At 72.3% G+C, this 13941-nt stretch carries 15 protein-coding genes; 13 read left to right on the forward strand and 2 right to left on the reverse strand.

Annotated elements, in window-relative coordinates:
- Nucleotides 1–124: 124 nt before the first annotated feature.
- Nucleotides 125–1282 carry an acyl-CoA dehydrogenase family protein gene (locus ACFWUY_RS23965; RefSeq protein ID WP_384112426.1) on the reverse strand — a complete coding sequence of 386 codons (1158 nt, stop codon included), beginning with the start codon at nt 1280–1282 and terminating at the stop codon, nt 125–127.
- Between the two features lie 84 nt (nt 1283–1366).
- Here ACFWUY_RS23965 and ACFWUY_RS23970 point away from each other — a divergent pair, with 84 nt between their 5' ends.
- The 4 genes from ACFWUY_RS23970 (at nt 1367) to ACFWUY_RS23985 (ending at nt 4756) form a co-directional block, all read left to right on the forward strand.
- Nucleotides 1367–2050 (forward strand): TetR/AcrR family transcriptional regulator, encoded by a 684-nt coding sequence (locus ACFWUY_RS23970; protein ID WP_384112429.1) that lies wholly within the window; start codon nt 1367–1369, stop codon nt 2048–2050.
- Between the two features lie 18 nt (nt 2051–2068).
- Nucleotides 2069–2764, forward strand: coding sequence for an ArsR/SmtB family transcription factor (locus ACFWUY_RS23975; RefSeq protein WP_384112431.1), 696 nt, complete (start codon nt 2069–2071; stop codon nt 2762–2764).
- A gap of 187 nt (nt 2765–2951) precedes the next feature.
- Nucleotides 2952–3866, forward strand: coding sequence for a DMT family transporter (locus ACFWUY_RS23980; RefSeq protein ID WP_384112434.1), 915 nt, complete (start codon nt 2952–2954; stop codon nt 3864–3866).
- A gap of 215 nt (nt 3867–4081) precedes the next feature.
- Complete coding sequence (locus ACFWUY_RS23985) at nt 4082–4756, forward strand: TetR family transcriptional regulator (protein WP_384112437.1); 675 nt, start codon at nt 4082–4084, stop codon at nt 4754–4756.
- A gap of 226 nt (nt 4757–4982) precedes the next feature.
- Here ACFWUY_RS23985 and ACFWUY_RS23990 read toward each other — a convergent pair whose 3' ends face one another.
- Nucleotides 4983–5645, reverse strand: coding sequence for a TetR/AcrR family transcriptional regulator (locus ACFWUY_RS23990; RefSeq protein WP_384112440.1), 663 nt, complete (start codon nt 5643–5645; stop codon nt 4983–4985).
- 120 nt (nt 5646–5765) lie between these two features.
- Here ACFWUY_RS23990 and ACFWUY_RS23995 point away from each other — a divergent pair, with 120 nt between their 5' ends.
- The 9 genes from ACFWUY_RS23995 to ACFWUY_RS24035 all read left to right on the forward strand — a co-directional run bounded on the left by ACFWUY_RS23995 (nt 5766) and on the right by ACFWUY_RS24035 (nt 13936).
- Nucleotides 5766–6704 carry a DMT family transporter gene (locus ACFWUY_RS23995; RefSeq protein WP_384112443.1) on the forward strand — a complete coding sequence of 313 codons (939 nt, stop codon included), beginning with the start codon at nt 5766–5768 and terminating at the stop codon, nt 6702–6704.
- A 139-nt stretch (nt 6705–6843) separates the two neighbouring features.
- Entirely contained in the window at nt 6844–7644 is an 801-nt protein-coding gene (locus tag ACFWUY_RS24000) for an MBL fold metallo-hydrolase (protein ID WP_384112447.1), read from the forward strand.
- Between the two features lie 34 nt (nt 7645–7678).
- Nucleotides 7679–8380 (forward strand): DsbA family protein, encoded by a 702-nt coding sequence (locus ACFWUY_RS24005; protein ID WP_384112449.1) that lies wholly within the window; start codon nt 7679–7681, stop codon nt 8378–8380.
- A gap of 221 nt (nt 8381–8601) precedes the next feature.
- Complete coding sequence (locus ACFWUY_RS24010; protein ID WP_384112451.1) at nt 8602–9780, forward strand: aminotransferase class I/II-fold pyridoxal phosphate-dependent enzyme; 1179 nt, start codon at nt 8602–8604, stop codon at nt 9778–9780.
- On the forward strand, nt 9770–10303 hold the full coding sequence (locus tag ACFWUY_RS24015; protein ID WP_384112454.1) for a DUF6190 family protein: 534 nt from the start codon (nt 9770–9772) through the stop codon (nt 10301–10303). The genes ACFWUY_RS24010 and ACFWUY_RS24015 overlap by 11 nt, the downstream gene beginning before the upstream one ends.
- 84 nt (nt 10304–10387) lie before the next feature.
- Nucleotides 10388–11194 (forward strand): dihydrodipicolinate synthase family protein, encoded by an 807-nt coding sequence (locus ACFWUY_RS24020; protein ID WP_384112457.1) that lies wholly within the window; start codon nt 10388–10390, stop codon nt 11192–11194.
- On the forward strand, nt 11191–12081 hold the full coding sequence (locus ACFWUY_RS24025; RefSeq protein ID WP_384112460.1) for an iron-containing redox enzyme family protein: 891 nt from the start codon (nt 11191–11193) through the stop codon (nt 12079–12081). The genes ACFWUY_RS24020 and ACFWUY_RS24025 overlap by 4 nt, the downstream gene beginning before the upstream one ends.
- Entirely contained in the window at nt 12078–12455 is a 378-nt protein-coding gene (locus tag ACFWUY_RS24030; RefSeq protein WP_384112466.1) for a Rieske (2Fe-2S) protein, read from the forward strand. Before ACFWUY_RS24025 ends, ACFWUY_RS24030 begins: the two co-directional genes overlap by 4 nt.
- A complete protein-coding gene (locus ACFWUY_RS24035; protein WP_384112472.1) occupies nt 12452–13936 on the forward strand; it encodes a purine-cytosine permease family protein in 1485 nt (494 codons plus the stop codon). Before ACFWUY_RS24030 ends, ACFWUY_RS24035 begins: the two co-directional genes overlap by 4 nt.
- Nucleotides 13937–13941: the final 5 nt, after the last annotated feature.

Consider the following 13941-nt stretch of genomic DNA (forward strand, 5'->3'; position numbering starts at 1 on the left):
GCATCCGCCGGATGTGGCCCGTGCCACATCCGTCCGCGTACTCAGCGACGTACTCAGAAACCGGGGACCGGAGGCCGGGAGCCGGGGCCGGCGACCAGGAGGTTGGTGATCAGGAGGCCGGTGGTCAGAAGGCCGAGATCCCCGTCAGCGCCCGTCCGATGATGAGCTTCTGGATCTGGCTGGTGCCCTCGTACAGGGTCATCACGCGCGCGTCGCGGACGAGCTTGCCGACCGGGTACTCGTCGATGTAGCCGTAGCCGCCGAAGACCTGGAGGGCGTTGTTCGCGGCCCGGACGGCGGCCTCGGAGGCGTACAGCTTCGCCTTGGAGGCGGCGGTGGCGAACTCCTGGCCCCGGTCGATCAGGTCGGCGACCCGCCAGGTGAGCAGCCGGGCGGCGTCCACGTCGACGGCGATGTCGCTGATCAGTTCCTGGACGAGCTGGTACGAGGCGATGGGCTTGCCGAACTGCTCGCGCTCCCCCGCGTACCGCACGGCGGCGTCGAGGGCGGCCTGGGCGATGCCGACGCAGCCGGCGGCGACCGACATGCGGCCCTTGGCGAGGGCGGACATGGCGACGGTGAAGCCCTTGCCCTCGGGGCCGAGCATCGCGCCGGCCGGGACGCGGACGTCCTCCAGGACCAGTTCGGCGGTGGCCTGGCCGCGCAGGCCGAGCTTGCCGTGGACGGGGCGGCGGGTGAGGCCGGGGGTGTCGGTGGGGACGAGGAAGGCGGAGACGCCCTTGTGTCCTGGGGTGTCGTCGGTGCGGGCGAAGAGCAGGACGACGTCGGCCCAGGTGCCGTTGGTGATGAACATCTTGGTTCCGTTGAGCACGTAGTCACCGGCGCCGCCGTCCCGTACGGCCCGGGTGGCGAGGTTCCCCGCGTCGGAGCCGGTGCCGGGTTCGGTGAGGCCGAAGCAGCCGAGCGCCTCGCCGGAGGCGAGCCGGGGCAGCCAGGCGCGCTTCTGCTCCTCGTCGCCCCAGGAGGCGATCGTCTTGGCGACCAGGCCGAGGGAGACGGAGACGATGCCGCGCACGGAGGAGTCGCCGCGTCCGAGCTCCTCGGTCACGAGGCAGTAGGCGAGGTGGTCGCCGCCGGAGCCGCCGTACTCCTCCGGGACCGTGAGCCCGAGGAAGCCGACGGCGCCGAGCTTCTTCACGAGCCCCCGGTCCACCTCCTCCGCGCGGTCCCACGCCGCGGCGTGCGGGGTGACCTCGCGCGCGACGAAGTCCTCGGCGAGCCGCCGTACGGCTTCCTGCTCCTCGCTCAGTGCCAGATCCACCGTGTCACCCCTCACCCGGGCCGCCGTCCGGCCGCTCGTTAATTACCACTGCTAGTTTTGTGGCGCAGGCCTACTATGTGCGCCATGGCCCGACCGCGCAAGCCCCTGCTCAGCCGAGACCGCATCGTCGAGACGGCGGGCGCGCTCGTCGACGCGGAGGGGCTCGGCGCGCTCTCGACCCGGCGGCTCGCGGCCGAACTCGGGGTGAGCGGACCCTCGCTCTACAACCACTTCCGCACCAAGGACGAGATCCTCGACGCCGTCGCCGACGCGGTGAGCGCGAAGATCGACCTGTCGATGTTCACGGAGGCCGACGGCCGCGACTGGCTCACGGCGCTGCACGACTGGGCCGTCTCCTACCGCGCCGCCCTCACCGACCACCCGCACATCGTCCCGGTCCTCGCCCAGGGCCCCGGCCGCCGCCCGGCGGGCCTGCGCGTCGCGGATGCCGTCTTCGGCGCGATGGTCCGCGCGGGCTGGCCGCCCGCCCAGGCCACCTCCATCGGCGCGCTGATGCGGTACTTCATCACCGGCTCCGCCCTGGGTTCCTTCGCCCGCGGCTTCGTCGACGACGAGTCGGCCTACGACCCGGCCGACTACCCCCACCTCGGCCAGGCCCACCTCCTCGCGGAGCACCGCCAGAAGGTCGACGAGGGCGCCTTCGAGACGGGCCTGCGGGCCCTCCTGGACGGACTGCGGCTCCAGTACGAGGCACTCGCCCGCCGGCCCGGAACCCCCCACGACACTTCGGCCGCCGCCGAAGTGTGAGTGCGGGAAGCTGGTCGCATGGCAGCCAGTGACCTCGCCGCGCTCGCGGCGCTCCTCGCGGACGAGACCCGCGCCGCGTTCCTGCTCGCCCTGCTCGACGGACGGGCCTGGACCGCCGGGGAACTCGCCCGGCACGCGGGCGTGGCGCCGTCCACCGCCAGCGAGCACCTCGGCAGACTCGTCTCCGGCGGGATGCTCACGGAGGAACGGCAGGGGCGCCACCGGTACGTACGCCTCGCCGACCCCGGGGTCGCGCACCTCGTCGAGGACCTGGCCGCCCGCTCCGAGCCGGCGGCGTCCGCGCCGCCCCGCTCGCTGCGCGCCGCGAACGCCGGGCGGGCGATGGCCCGGGGGCGGACCTGCTACGACCACCTCGCCGGCCGGCTCGGCATCGCCGTCACCGAGGCGATGACCGCCCGCGGACTGCTGCGCCAGGACACCGGATTCGCGCTCACGGACCGGGGCCTGGCCTGGTTCGAGGACCTTGGCGTCCCCCTCGTGCGCCGGGGTCGGCGGCCCGTCGCGCGCGGCTGCCTCGACTGGACCGAGCGGAGACCGCACCTCGCGGGGATCGCGGGCGCCGCGCTGTGCCGGCACGCGCTGGACGCGGGGTGGTGCGTACGGATCGGGTCGGAGCGGGCCGTGAAGGTGACCGAGGAGGGCGAGAGCGCGCTGTACGCGACCCTGGGCATCGCGGCGGCGGAGCTGCGGTGAGCCGGGGGGCCGGGCGACACGCCCCCGGGAGCGGGCCGGGCCACGGAGCGTGGGGCGACAGCGCGACGGGCGGGAGCGGGCCGTGGCGCGGCGGGCGACTTGCCGAACGGCCGTGGCGCGGCGGGTGGGTGGGGCGTGGGGGGACAGTTCGGTGAGCGCCGAAGCGTCCGGGTCCTACGGTCGGGGCATGCAGAAGCAATCCTCGCGGCTCGCCCTCGCCGCCGCCGGTGTCACCGTCGTCCTGTGGGCCTCCGCCTTCGTCTCCATCCGCAGCGCCGGGGCGGCCTACTCCCCCGGCGCCCTCGCGCTCGGGCGGCTGCTCGCGGGGGCCCTGGTCCTCGGGGCCGTCCTCCTGGTCCGGCGGGAGGGGCTGCCGCCCCGGGCGGCCTGGCCGGGGATCGTGGTCTCGGGCCTGCTCTGGTTCGGGGTGTACATGGTGGCGCTCAACTGGGGCGAGCAGGAGGTCGACGCGGGCACGGCGGCGATGGTGGTGAACATCGGGCCGATCCTGATCGCGCTGCTCGGCGCCCGGTTCCTCGGCGAGTCGCTGCCGCCGCGGCTGCTCGCGGGCATGGCGGTGTCCTTCGCGGGCGCGGTGGCGGTGGGCCTCTCGATGTCCCGCGCGTCCTCCGGCGGGCACGCCTCGGTGCTCGGGGTGCTGCTCTGCGTCCTGGCCGCGATGGCGTACGCGGGCGGGGTCGTGGCCCAGAAGCCGGCGCTCGCGCACGGCAGCGCGCTCCAGGTGACGACCTTCGGGTGCCTGGTGGGTGCGGTGGCCTGTCTGCCGTTCGCCGGGCAGCTGGTCGAAGAGGCGGGCCGCGCCCCCCTGTCGGCGACCCTGAACATGGTCTACCTGGGCGTGTTCCCGACCGCGCTCGCCTTCACGACCTGGGCCTACGCCCTGGCGCGTACGACCGCGGGGCGGATGGGCGCGACGACGTACGCCGTACCCGCGCTCGTCGTCCTCCTCGCCTGGCTGCTCCTCGGTGAGCTGCCGGGGCTGCTCACGCTCGCCGGGGGCGCCCTGTGCCTGGCCGGTGTGGCCGTTTCCCGGTCCCGGTCACGGGCTTCCGCCGCGGCCGGAACGGCTGAATCCACCTGACAGGCCATACCCCCGGTTCCGGTCACTTCACGGACGGCCGGCACGGACCGACCGGCTCGCGACCTGGAGAGGAGACGCCCGTCAAGCCTCCGTTTCGGCCCCCCGGGCGAGAACATACGTTTCGCGGCCGCCCGGCCGGATAGTTTCGAGTCGGTCACAGGCGTGGGCCGGAACATAACGCTCCGGCACCTTCTGGCAAGCCGACGGGGGAGTTCATGGCGATACAGCAGCGGGCGGAACGTACAAGACAGGAGATTCTGTCGGCAGCCGCGCGGGTGTTCGACGGGCTTGGGTACGAGCGGGCGTCCCTGGCCAGAATCGCCGGCGAGGCCCGGGTGACGACCGGGGCGCTGGTCTTCCACTTCGCGACGAAGGCGGACCTCGCGACGGCGGTCCGCGGGCGGGCCCGCGCGGTCACCCGGATCACGGTCGAGTCGGCCTGCCTGTCCGCCGAGGGGGTGGGCGGCACGGCGATCGACAAGTTAGTCATCGCCACGCACGCGCTGATCCGGCTCTTCGAGACCGATCCCATGGCGCGGGCGGGCGAACGTCTCGCACGGGAGCTCCAGTTGACCGATCCCGGGCTCTCCCGCGAGTGTCCCTGGCGGCGCGAGGTGGCCCGCCTGGCGCGTTACGCGGCGGCCGAGAAGGCCCTGCGCCCCGGCGTGGACGCGACGGCCGTCGCGGCGCTCATCGGCTACGTGATCACCGGGGTCGAGCTGGAGATGCGCTGCCCGAGCAGGCCCGCGGAGGAGTTCTGGTCCGCCGAGGAGTCGACGACCGCCGAGAGCGGCGCCCTGCACTGCTCGGCCGAGCAACGACTCGGGCGCATCTGGGAGTTGATCCTGCCGGGCCTGGTCCACCCGGCCGCCGGCCAGCCCGGCGCCTAGCGGCCGGACCTGCCGCCACCGGTCCGTACCGGACCCCCGCCCCCCACCGCCACCGCTCCGTACGCCGACCGCGCCCCGGGCGTCCGCCCGGCACGCCGGGGCCCAGCCGTACGACGCCCGCGCCCAGTACGCCCGTCGAGGCCCGCCCGAAACGCGTCCGCCGGAAGTCCGTCCGGGCGACACCCGCCCCCGGGCCCGGCCGGCCGAGGCCTTCCGGCGCCCCTCCTCACTCCCCCGACCGCAGCAGGTGGCGGGCGAAGTCCGCGAGGGCGCTGCCGATGCGCTCGGTCGACAGGCCGAGTTCGTGCCGCTGGAACTGGAAGAGCTCCGGCGACAGCGGGCCGAGCGCGACGTCGATCAGCGGGTCCGGGTCCCGGACCCCGTGGTCGACGAGCAGGGTGCGGACGTGCACGCGCCAGAAGCCGTACGCGCCCGTCCGGAAGCGCGCCGGGCCGGTCTCCGCCCCGAGCGCGAGCGGCAGGTGCCGTTCGAGCAGGTCGAGCATGGCCAGGTAGAACGCGGCGAGCCGTTCCCCGGCGGGAGCGCCGGGGCCCAGCGGCGGCGGGCCGTAGATGAGCTGCCCCTGGAGCCGGCGCTCGTGCTCGTCGAGGAGCGCGACGGCGACCGACGAGGGATCGGGGAAGCTCCGGTACAGCGTGGCGCGGCCCACCCCGGCGGCCTTGGCGATCCTGTCCATGGTGACGGACCGCGGGTCCTGCTCGGCGAAGAGCCGTTCGGCCGCGGCCAGGATCTGGGCGCGGTTGCGTTCCGCGTCCGCGCGCCTGCGCGGGGCGACCGGCTGTTCGTCGGCCGCCTGGAGATCACCGAGGAGCCCGCCGACCCGGTGCACGGAGGCGGCTCCACGACCGCGCTGCTCGTCGTCGCTCATGGACCAGACCTTACTTCCCCCGGAGCTAAGTGGACACCTTGTCCGTTTGATGGCAGCCGTGGCATGCTAACCGGACTCAGTGTCCACTTACCCGCTCGTCCCCGCCCCAGGGAGATCAAGATGCACACCGCGCTCCTCGCCGCGGCCCTGCTGGTCGGCTGCCTCCTGGCCGTCCAGGCCTCGGTGAACCTCCAGCTCAACTCGGCCGTCGGGACCCCGTACGGCGCCTCGACCATCCAGCTCGGCGTCGCGACCGGTCTGCTGACCGTGCTCGCGGTGGTGGCCGGAGCACTCGGCGCGCTCGGCAAACTGCCCGACGTCGAGCCCTGGCAGCTCCTGGGCGGCCTCGCCAGTCCGCTCTACATCACCAGCGGCATCCTGCTCTTCCCCCGGCTCGGAGCCCTCGCCGCCGTCGGGCTCTTCGTCACCGGCCAGATGTTCGCCTCGCTCGCGCTGGACCTCTTCGGCCTGCTCGGCCTCGAGCAGAAGGACCTCAGCGCCGGGATCGTCGTCGGCGCCCTCGCCGTGCTCGCCGGCATCGTCGTGATCATCCGGGGCATGAAGGCCGCCGCCCCTCCCGGCGCCCCCAGGATGTCGGGCGCCGGCCGCGTCGGCTGGCTCGCCCTCGGTGTCGTCGCCGGCGCCGTGCTGCCCGTGCAGGGCGCGGTCAACGCCCAGTTGCGCGCCCAGCTCAAGGAGCCCATCACCGTCGCCGTGATCAGCTTCGCCGTGGCGACCTTCACCATCGCCGTCGTCCTGCTCGTGCTCTACGCGACCCGGCGCACCCCCAAGCCCAAGATCGCGCCCCTGAAGAAGATGCCCTGGTGGGGCTGGCTCGGTGGCGCCTGCGCCGCCGCCTACGTCACCGGCACCTTCCTGCTCATCCCCTCCATCGGGGCGGCGGTGACCATCGCGCTCACCGTGACGGGGCAGCAGCTCACCTCGGCGCTGATCGACCACAAGGGCCTGTTCAAGCTCCCGCAGCGCTCCCTGACCAAGCCGCGCGCCCTGGGCCTCGCCCTGCTGATCGCCGGCTCCCTGACCATCCAGCTCGTCTGACCATCCAGCCCGTCCGACCCGGGGCCGCCCCTCTCCGGGACCGCGCCCGGGAGCCACGGCCCACCCGGTGCGTCATGAAACTCGCCGCGTCGCGAGACCCGCCGCGTCGTGGAACTCGGTGCGTCATGAAAGGTGTGTCATGAAAGCGTCCTACACCGCCGGACCGGACATCCACGTCCTCCCCTCGGCGCTGCCCATACCGGGCCTCGGCGACCAGCCGGTGAACGCCTTCCTCCTGCGGTCCGGACAGCCGCTCCTCGTGGACACCGGCATGCCCGTGGACCGGGACGGCTTCCTGGACGCCCTCTGGTCGCTGATCGACCCGGCGGATCTGCGCTGGGTGGTCGTCACCCACGACGACCGCGACCACACCGGCGCCCTCGCGTCCGTCCTGGCCGCCGCGCCGCACGCGAAGGTGCTCGCCAACGCGATATCGGTGACGCGAATATCGGAAGAGTTCAGCATTCCGCAGGACCGGGTGGCGACCGCGAACCCGGGAAGCCGCGTGAAAATCGGCGACCGCGAGCTGAGTTTTCACCGGCCGCCCACTTTCGATTCACCCGGAACCCTTGCCGTGTTCGACCATTCCGATGGAACCCTCTACAGCTCCGACAGCTTCGGTACCGTCGTCGAGGAAATCAGTCAGGAATTCAACGAACTCTCCGAGGCTGAATTCTTCCACGGCTTCGAGGTCCTGAACCGGGCCATAGCCCCGTGGACCGCGCTGGTCGACGAGGCGAAGTTCCTCCCGCCGGTGCGCGAACTGGCCGCCCTGCGCCCCGCGCGGCTGCTCAGCGCCCACGGGCCGACCGTCCGGGAGGACGCCGTACCGCGGCTCTTCGAGGCGATGGCCCGCATCCCCTCCCTGCCCGCCTGGCTGCCGGACGCCGACCTCGACCTGGAGGCGGCGCTCGACGCCATCGAGTCCCCAGCGGGCTGAGCCCGCTCCGCCCGCGTACGAACCGAGGAGAACCATGCCCGACCCGACCACCGCCGACCTGACCCCGCCGCGCGGAGTCATCACCGTCTTCTCCGACATCTGGTGTTCCTTCGCGCACATCGCCGTCCACCGGCTGCACACCACCCGGGCCCGTCTCGGCCTGGAGGAGCAGGTCTCCTTCGACCTGCGCGCCTTCCCCCTCGAACTGCTCAACGACGCCCCGAGCCCGCGCCCCGGCACGGACAGCGAGGTGGCCAGGATGGCGAGCCTCGAGCCGGCCGCCGGCTGGCAGCTCTGGCAGGCCAAGGACTGGCTGTACCCCTCGACGACCCTGCCCGCCCTCGAGGCGGTGCTCGCCGCCAAGGAGCAGGGCCTGAACGCCTCCGAGCAGCTCGACCTCGGGCTGCGCCGGGCCTTCTGGGCCGAGTCGCGCTGCATCAGCCACCGCAAGGTGATCCTGGACGTGGCCGCGGACACCGGCGCGGTCGACGTGGCCGCCCTCACCGAGGCGCTGGACGACGGGCGCGCGCGCCGGGCGCTCGCGGACCAGGCCGCGCAGTCCCGGACCGACCGGATCAACTGCAGCCCGCACCTGTTCCTGCCCGACGGCTCCGACCACGCCAACCCGGGCATCGACGTGGGCTGGGAGGGCGCGTACGGCATCGGCTGGCCGGTGATCGCGTCGGACGACCCGAAGGTGTACGAGGACATCCTCCTGAAGGCCGCCACTGAATAGTTGAACAAGCCGCCAAAAGCGGCCGGACAACACCGGAACGACGGTCAGACATTCCGTTCGAGGAATGTCTGACCGTCGTTCCTTTTTTTCGCCGGGAGAACATCGCGGTGATTATTAATTGCGTGACCCGGCCGTTATTCGCAAGGCCGGTCGAAGCTCCTAAAGTCGTTCACGCCGCCGGAGTTCCGGACGGAGATTCGTATCGACAGCGGGAGTTCTTCATGTCGTTGACCGACAAGGCAGACGTCAGCACGTTCGTCGACCTCACCCAGCACGAGATCGAAGCCCTGAAGACCAGGTTCAACCTGGCCGACGCGCACACCCACCAGCGTCAGTCCGCGTCCCAGGAGCGAATCGTCTCGCGACTCCCTGAACTCTGGCACGAGTCCGAGTCGAAGCAGCAGGCGCACTTCGAGCGCCAGTTCCTGGACGCCTTCTTCCGGCTGCACCAGCAGCCCACCGCCCGTGCGATGGACCGCACGCTCCTCTCCTACTCCGCCAGCGTGTCGACGATGGTCGCCGGCATGCTCCTCAAGCAGCGCGGGATGTCGGTGCAGCTGGTCGAGCCCTGCTTCGACAACCTGGTCGACCTGCTGCGCAACATGCAGGTGCCGATCTCCCCGCTCGCCGAGTCGGCGCTGCACGACAGGGACGCCATCTACGAGCGGCTCGTGGAGCAGGTCGACGCGGACGCGATCTACCTGGTCGACCCCAACAACCCCACCGGGTTCACCCTGCTCGCCGAGAAGCTGGAGGGCTTCCGCGAGGTCGTCCGCTACTGCGTGGACCACGGCAAGGTCCTGGTGATGGACTTCTGCTTCGCCTCCTTCGCGCTCTGCGACGAGGGCATCGGCCGGGTCGACATCTACCAGCTCCTGGAGGAGTCGGGCGTCACGTACATGGTCATGGAGGACACCGGCAAGACCTGGCCGATCCAGGACGCCAAGTGCGCCATGATCACGGCCAGCCGGGACATCCAGGAGGAGGTCTACAACCTCCACACCAGCGTCCTCCTGAACGTCTCGCCCTTCGTCCTCAACATGGTCACCCAGTACGTCGAGGACTCCATCTCCGACGGCTTCGCCTCCGTGCGCGACATCATCCGGACCAACGGCGAGGCCGCCCGCGACGCGCTCAGCGGCACCATCCTGGAGTTCCAGGAGCCGGTCGTCGGCACCAGCGTCGCCTGGTTCCGCATCAAGCCGGAGCACCTGACCGCCACCCGCCTCCAGGCCGTCCTCTTCGACGAGGAGGTGTACGTCCTGCCCGGCACCTTCTTCTACTGGAACACCAAGGAGAAGGGCGAGCGCTTCATCCGGCTCGCCCTGGCCCGCGAGCCCGAGGTGTTCGCCGGCGCGATGGAGCGGATGCGGAAGGTGCTCGAGCGCTATGCGGGCTGACGCCGACCCGGTGGTGTTCGTCGACGCCACCCTCTTCATGGGCATGCACAGCAAGGACGGCGCCGTCCGCCTGGCCGCCAAGGCCTTCTTCGCGGGCCGCCTGGCCGCGGGGGACGCCGGCCGGGTCCTGATGAGCTGGGAGCAGGTCGGCCGCTGCGACGACCTGGTGTGGGCGTACGAACGGGGCGTGCAGGACGACTACTACCCCTTCATGGACGTCCTCCACACCGACCTCGCCATCGAGCGGATCGGTTACGACGAGGACGACGTCCGCCGGGCCCTCACCCTGCCCGCGCTCGACGGCCTGCCCACCCACGAGCGGCTGCTGCTCGCCCAGGTCATCGGCCGCGGGGGCGTCCTGCACACGGCGAGCCCCCGGCTGGCCGGGACGACCGGCCTGCCCGTCGTACCGATCGTGCCGGACGGCTCAGCCGGCACGATCCGGGACACGGCGTTCCCCGCGTACCTGGAAGACCTCTACCAGCGGTCGCTGGTGCTGACGGTCGTCTCCGAGAGCCTCTGAAGACCTCCGAGAACCTCCGAAGACCTCCGAAGCCTTCTGAAGACCTCCGAAGACCTGTGAAGAACTCCGAAGGGCACCCCACTCATGCCTGACACCTACTCCGGGACCGTCGTCCCGCTGATCACCCCTCTCGACGAGGACGGAACCGTCGACGAGCAGAGCGTCGCCCGCCTCCTGGACCACATCCGGGACGAGGTCACGGGCCTCATGCCGGCCCTGACCTCCGGTGAGGGCTGGAAGCTCGACGCCCGGCAGTGGCAGGACGTCGTCACGCACACCGTCAAGCACGCCGACGGCCTCCCCGTGCTCGCCGGCATCCAGCTCCCCGACACCGCCTCGGTGATCGACCGGGCCCGCACGGCCGCCGAACTCGGCGTCGACGCGGTCGTCGTCACGACGCCGTTCGGCTCCGACGTGACGCAGGACGGGATCGTCGCGCACTACCGGGCGATCCGCACGGCCCTCGACATACCGATCTTCCTCTACAACGAGGAGGCGCTGTCGGGCAACCGCATCGAGTTCGACACCCTGATCCGGATCTGCGAGGAGATCCCGGGGATCGTCGGCATCAAGGAGTCCAGCGGCGACGCCGCCTTCACCCGACGGATGGCCGAGGCCGGCACCGGCATCCCGGTCTTCGAGGGCTGGGAGAACCTCCTCGTCGACGCCCGCGGCATCCAGGGCTTCATCGGCCCGCTGGCCAACCTCGAACCCGGCCTGTGCAACGCGATGCTGGTCGACCCCAGCCCGGACCGCCAGGCGGAGATCAACGCCGTCTGCGAGCGGTACGGAGTCTTCCGCGACGACTGGTACCGCTGGGTCAAGAAGGAACTGCACCGGCGCGGTGTGATCGGTTCCCCCACCACGCACGAGGAGGCGAAGGCGGCATGAGCACCACCCCCGCCTCCCGCACTCCCTCGTCCCACGTGTCCGTCCCGGTGGCCGCGCACTCGGTCGCGGCCCCGGCCGCGACCGCGCAGCGCGAACTGCACGAGCTCTACCGGCGGGTGCCCAACCTCGGCGACTACGGGTCGATGACCGCGATCGAGGAACGGTGGATCCTGCCGAAGGCGCGGGCGTACGAGGCCTCCGCGCCCCGGTTCGGCTCGGCCGGCGAGCTGCTCCAGGCGCTCAAAAGCTTTCTCGGCGAGGAGGAGGCCGCGATCCCGGAGAGCGCGACCTTCCTCGCCGAGCACGCGACGCTCGACCAGTTCAAGGTCGTGGTGGGGCAGTTCGCCCTCGACGGTCTCACCGAGTCCGAGTCGCTGCTGCCCGTGGTGCCCCGGCTGCCGTACCGCTCGGCGATGGCGGTCTTCCGGGTGCTCATCGACGAACTCGGCTGCGGCAACGAGGAGAAGGCGCACTCCCAGCTCTACCGGGACCTGCTCACCGAGCTCGGCATGAGCCTCCGGCTCGACGACTACCTCGACGAGACGTCCCCGGAGTGCTTCGCGTACGTCAACATGTTCCACTGGCTGGCGAGCCGGGCGCCCTCGCCGCAGTACTTCCTGGGCGCGTACGCCTACTTCGAGACCAGTGTGCTGTACGCCTTCCAGAGCTTCGCGCGGGCGGCACGGCGGCTCGGCATCAGCCACGACGCCTACTACACCGAGCACCTCTACATCGACTCGTACCACAGCAACCACATGCGTACGGCGATCCGTGCCCTCGAGGAGCCGGACCTGGCGAAGATCTGGGCGGGGGTCCGGCTGGCCTCCGACATCGTCGGCACGGCCACGGAGGCGGCCGTCGCACGGGCGCGGGAGACCGTCGCGTGACCGCCGTGCCCGCCGGACGGCGGAGCTCCGACGAGCCCACCGTCCGCCAGGTGACGGAGGACCTGGTCCTGGTCGAGGTCGCCGGCCGCAAGGTCCTCGCGGCCGCCGTCTGCCCGCACCGCGGGGGCCGGCTCAAGTACGGCAGGGTCGACGGGGACAGGCTGCGGATCACCTGCCCCCTGCACCACACGGTCTTCGACCTGACCAGCGGGGAGCGCATGTCGGGAGCGGCGTGCGCGGCCCTGCGGGTCGTCGACGTCCTGCCCGGTGAACACGGCGGGCGCGGCCCGGCCGGGGGCGACACGCCGCCAGGGCAGGGTCCGGTCGGGGGCGGGACCCCGTTCGGGCAGAGCCCGGCCGGGGGCGCCTCGTGACCACCACACCGACCGGGGCGGCGACCGTCGTGACGCCGCCCCGCGCGGGGGCCGGCCACGACGGCGTCGCGCCGGTCCCGGAGGCCGAACGCACCTCGGCGCCGGGCGCGTTCGGCTGGATCTGGCCCTCCGCGCAGTTCTCCTTCGGCACGGTCGTCCTCGGCGCGCTGCCCGTCGTCTTCGGCCTGGGCTGGTGGGCCTCGGCGAGCGCCATCGCCGCGGGCGTCGCCGTCGGCACGGCGCTCCTCGCGCCGCTGGCCCGGTTCGGCGTGCGCACCGGCACCAACGACCCGGTGGCGAGCGGGGCGCACTTCGGCGTACGGGGCAGGGTCCTCGGCAACGCCCTCACCGTGGTGACCGCGCTCGGCTTCTTCGCGATCGCCGTGTGGACGGGCGGCACCGCCGTCATGGTCGCCGGGCACCGCCTCCTCTCCACCCCCACGGGCCCCGGCGCGCTGACCGCCGCCATGTTCGTGACGGCGGCGGCGGTCGCGCTGGTCGCCGTACGCGGCCACGAGACACTGGTGCGCACCTACAAGGTGACCGCGGTCACCGGTGGCGCGGTCCTCCTCGGCACCGTCCTCGTCCTCGCCCCGGACTTCGACGCGGGGTACGCCGGCGGGGCGCTCGCGCTCGACAGCGTCTTCCACACCTGGCTGCTCGCGGCGACCGCGTCCGCGACCGTTCCCCTGTCGTACGCCACCTTCCAGGGCGACTACACCCGCTTCATGCCCGCCTCCACGCCCACCGGCCGGGTGGTGCGCGCCAGCGGGATCTCCATGTTCCTCAGCAGTCTCGCCGCGCTGCTCACCGGCGCGTACGTGACGACCCTCTTCCCCGTCCCCGACGAGCCGTGGCTGCAGGGCCTGACGGACGCGGTGCCCGGCTGGTTCGCGGTGGCGGTCGTGGTCTTCGGCTTCGCGGGCACCCTGCCGCAGGCGGGACTGTGCCTGTACGCGGCCGGGCTCTCCGCCAACTCGGTGTTCTGGCGCTCGTCGCGGGCCGCGGTGACCACGGTGGTGGCGCTGCTCGCGGCAGCCGTGCTGTACCTCGGGGCGGTGGTGTACGACGCCATGGACGCGATGTCGGCGTTCGTGACGCTGCTCCTGACGGTCGTCGCCCCGTGGGCGGCCGTGCTCTCCGTCGGGTACGTGCTCCACAGGGGCCGGTACGACGCGGAGGCCCTGCGTACCTTCACCACGGGCGGCGGCGGGCGGTACTGGTACACGGGCGGGGTCAACCCGCGGGCCGCCGCGGCCTTCGCGGCCGGCTCCGCCGTCGGGGTGCTGTGGGTCAACAACCCGCTGTACACCGGGCCGTTGACCGGTCTCACGGACGGCGTGGACCTCAGCCTGCCGGCCTCCTTCGTGGTCGCGGCCGCGCTGTACGGGGCGCTCTGCCGCGCATGGCCGGAGCCTCTTCTTCCGCCCTCCGACGGCCGTCCGTCCCGCGCACCGACCGCCGTCGATCCCGTTCACTGACCGAG

Source organism: Streptomyces sp. NPDC058664 (assembly GCF_042716635.1).
Classification (GTDB): Bacteria; Actinomycetota; Actinomycetes; order Streptomycetales; family Streptomycetaceae; genus Streptomyces.

Coding starts and splice junctions, on each gene's coding strand:
- ACFWUY_RS23980 (WP_384112434.1), top strand. CDS start 2,952: ATGCAGAAGCAATCCTCGCGGCTCGCCCTCGCCGCCGCCGGTGTCACC.
- ACFWUY_RS24005 (WP_384112449.1), top strand. CDS start 7,679: ATGCCCGACCCGACCACCGCCGACCTGACCCCGCCGCGCGGAGTCATC.
- ACFWUY_RS24020 (WP_384112457.1), top strand. CDS start 10,388: ATGCCTGACACCTACTCCGGGACCGTCGTCCCGCTGATCACCCCTCTC.
- ACFWUY_RS24025 (WP_384112460.1), top strand. CDS start 11,191: ATGAGCACCACCCCCGCCTCCCGCACTCCCTCGTCCCACGTGTCCGTC.
- ACFWUY_RS23985 (WP_384112437.1), top strand. CDS start 4,082: ATGGCGATACAGCAGCGGGCGGAACGTACAAGACAGGAGATTCTGTCG.
- ACFWUY_RS23970 (WP_384112429.1), top strand. CDS start 1,367: ATGGCCCGACCGCGCAAGCCCCTGCTCAGCCGAGACCGCATCGTCGAG.
- ACFWUY_RS23990 (WP_384112440.1), bottom strand. CDS start 5,645: ATGAGCGACGACGAGCAGCGCGGTCGTGGAGCCGCCTCCGTGCACCGG.
- ACFWUY_RS23975 (WP_384112431.1), top strand. CDS start 2,069: ATGGCAGCCAGTGACCTCGCCGCGCTCGCGGCGCTCCTCGCGGACGAG.
- ACFWUY_RS24015 (WP_384112454.1), top strand. CDS start 9,770: ATGCGGGCTGACGCCGACCCGGTGGTGTTCGTCGACGCCACCCTCTTC.
- ACFWUY_RS24010 (WP_384112451.1), top strand. CDS start 8,602: ATGTCGTTGACCGACAAGGCAGACGTCAGCACGTTCGTCGACCTCACC.
- ACFWUY_RS24000 (WP_384112447.1), top strand. CDS start 6,844: ATGAAAGCGTCCTACACCGCCGGACCGGACATCCACGTCCTCCCCTCG.
- ACFWUY_RS23995 (WP_384112443.1), top strand. CDS start 5,766: ATGCACACCGCGCTCCTCGCCGCGGCCCTGCTGGTCGGCTGCCTCCTG.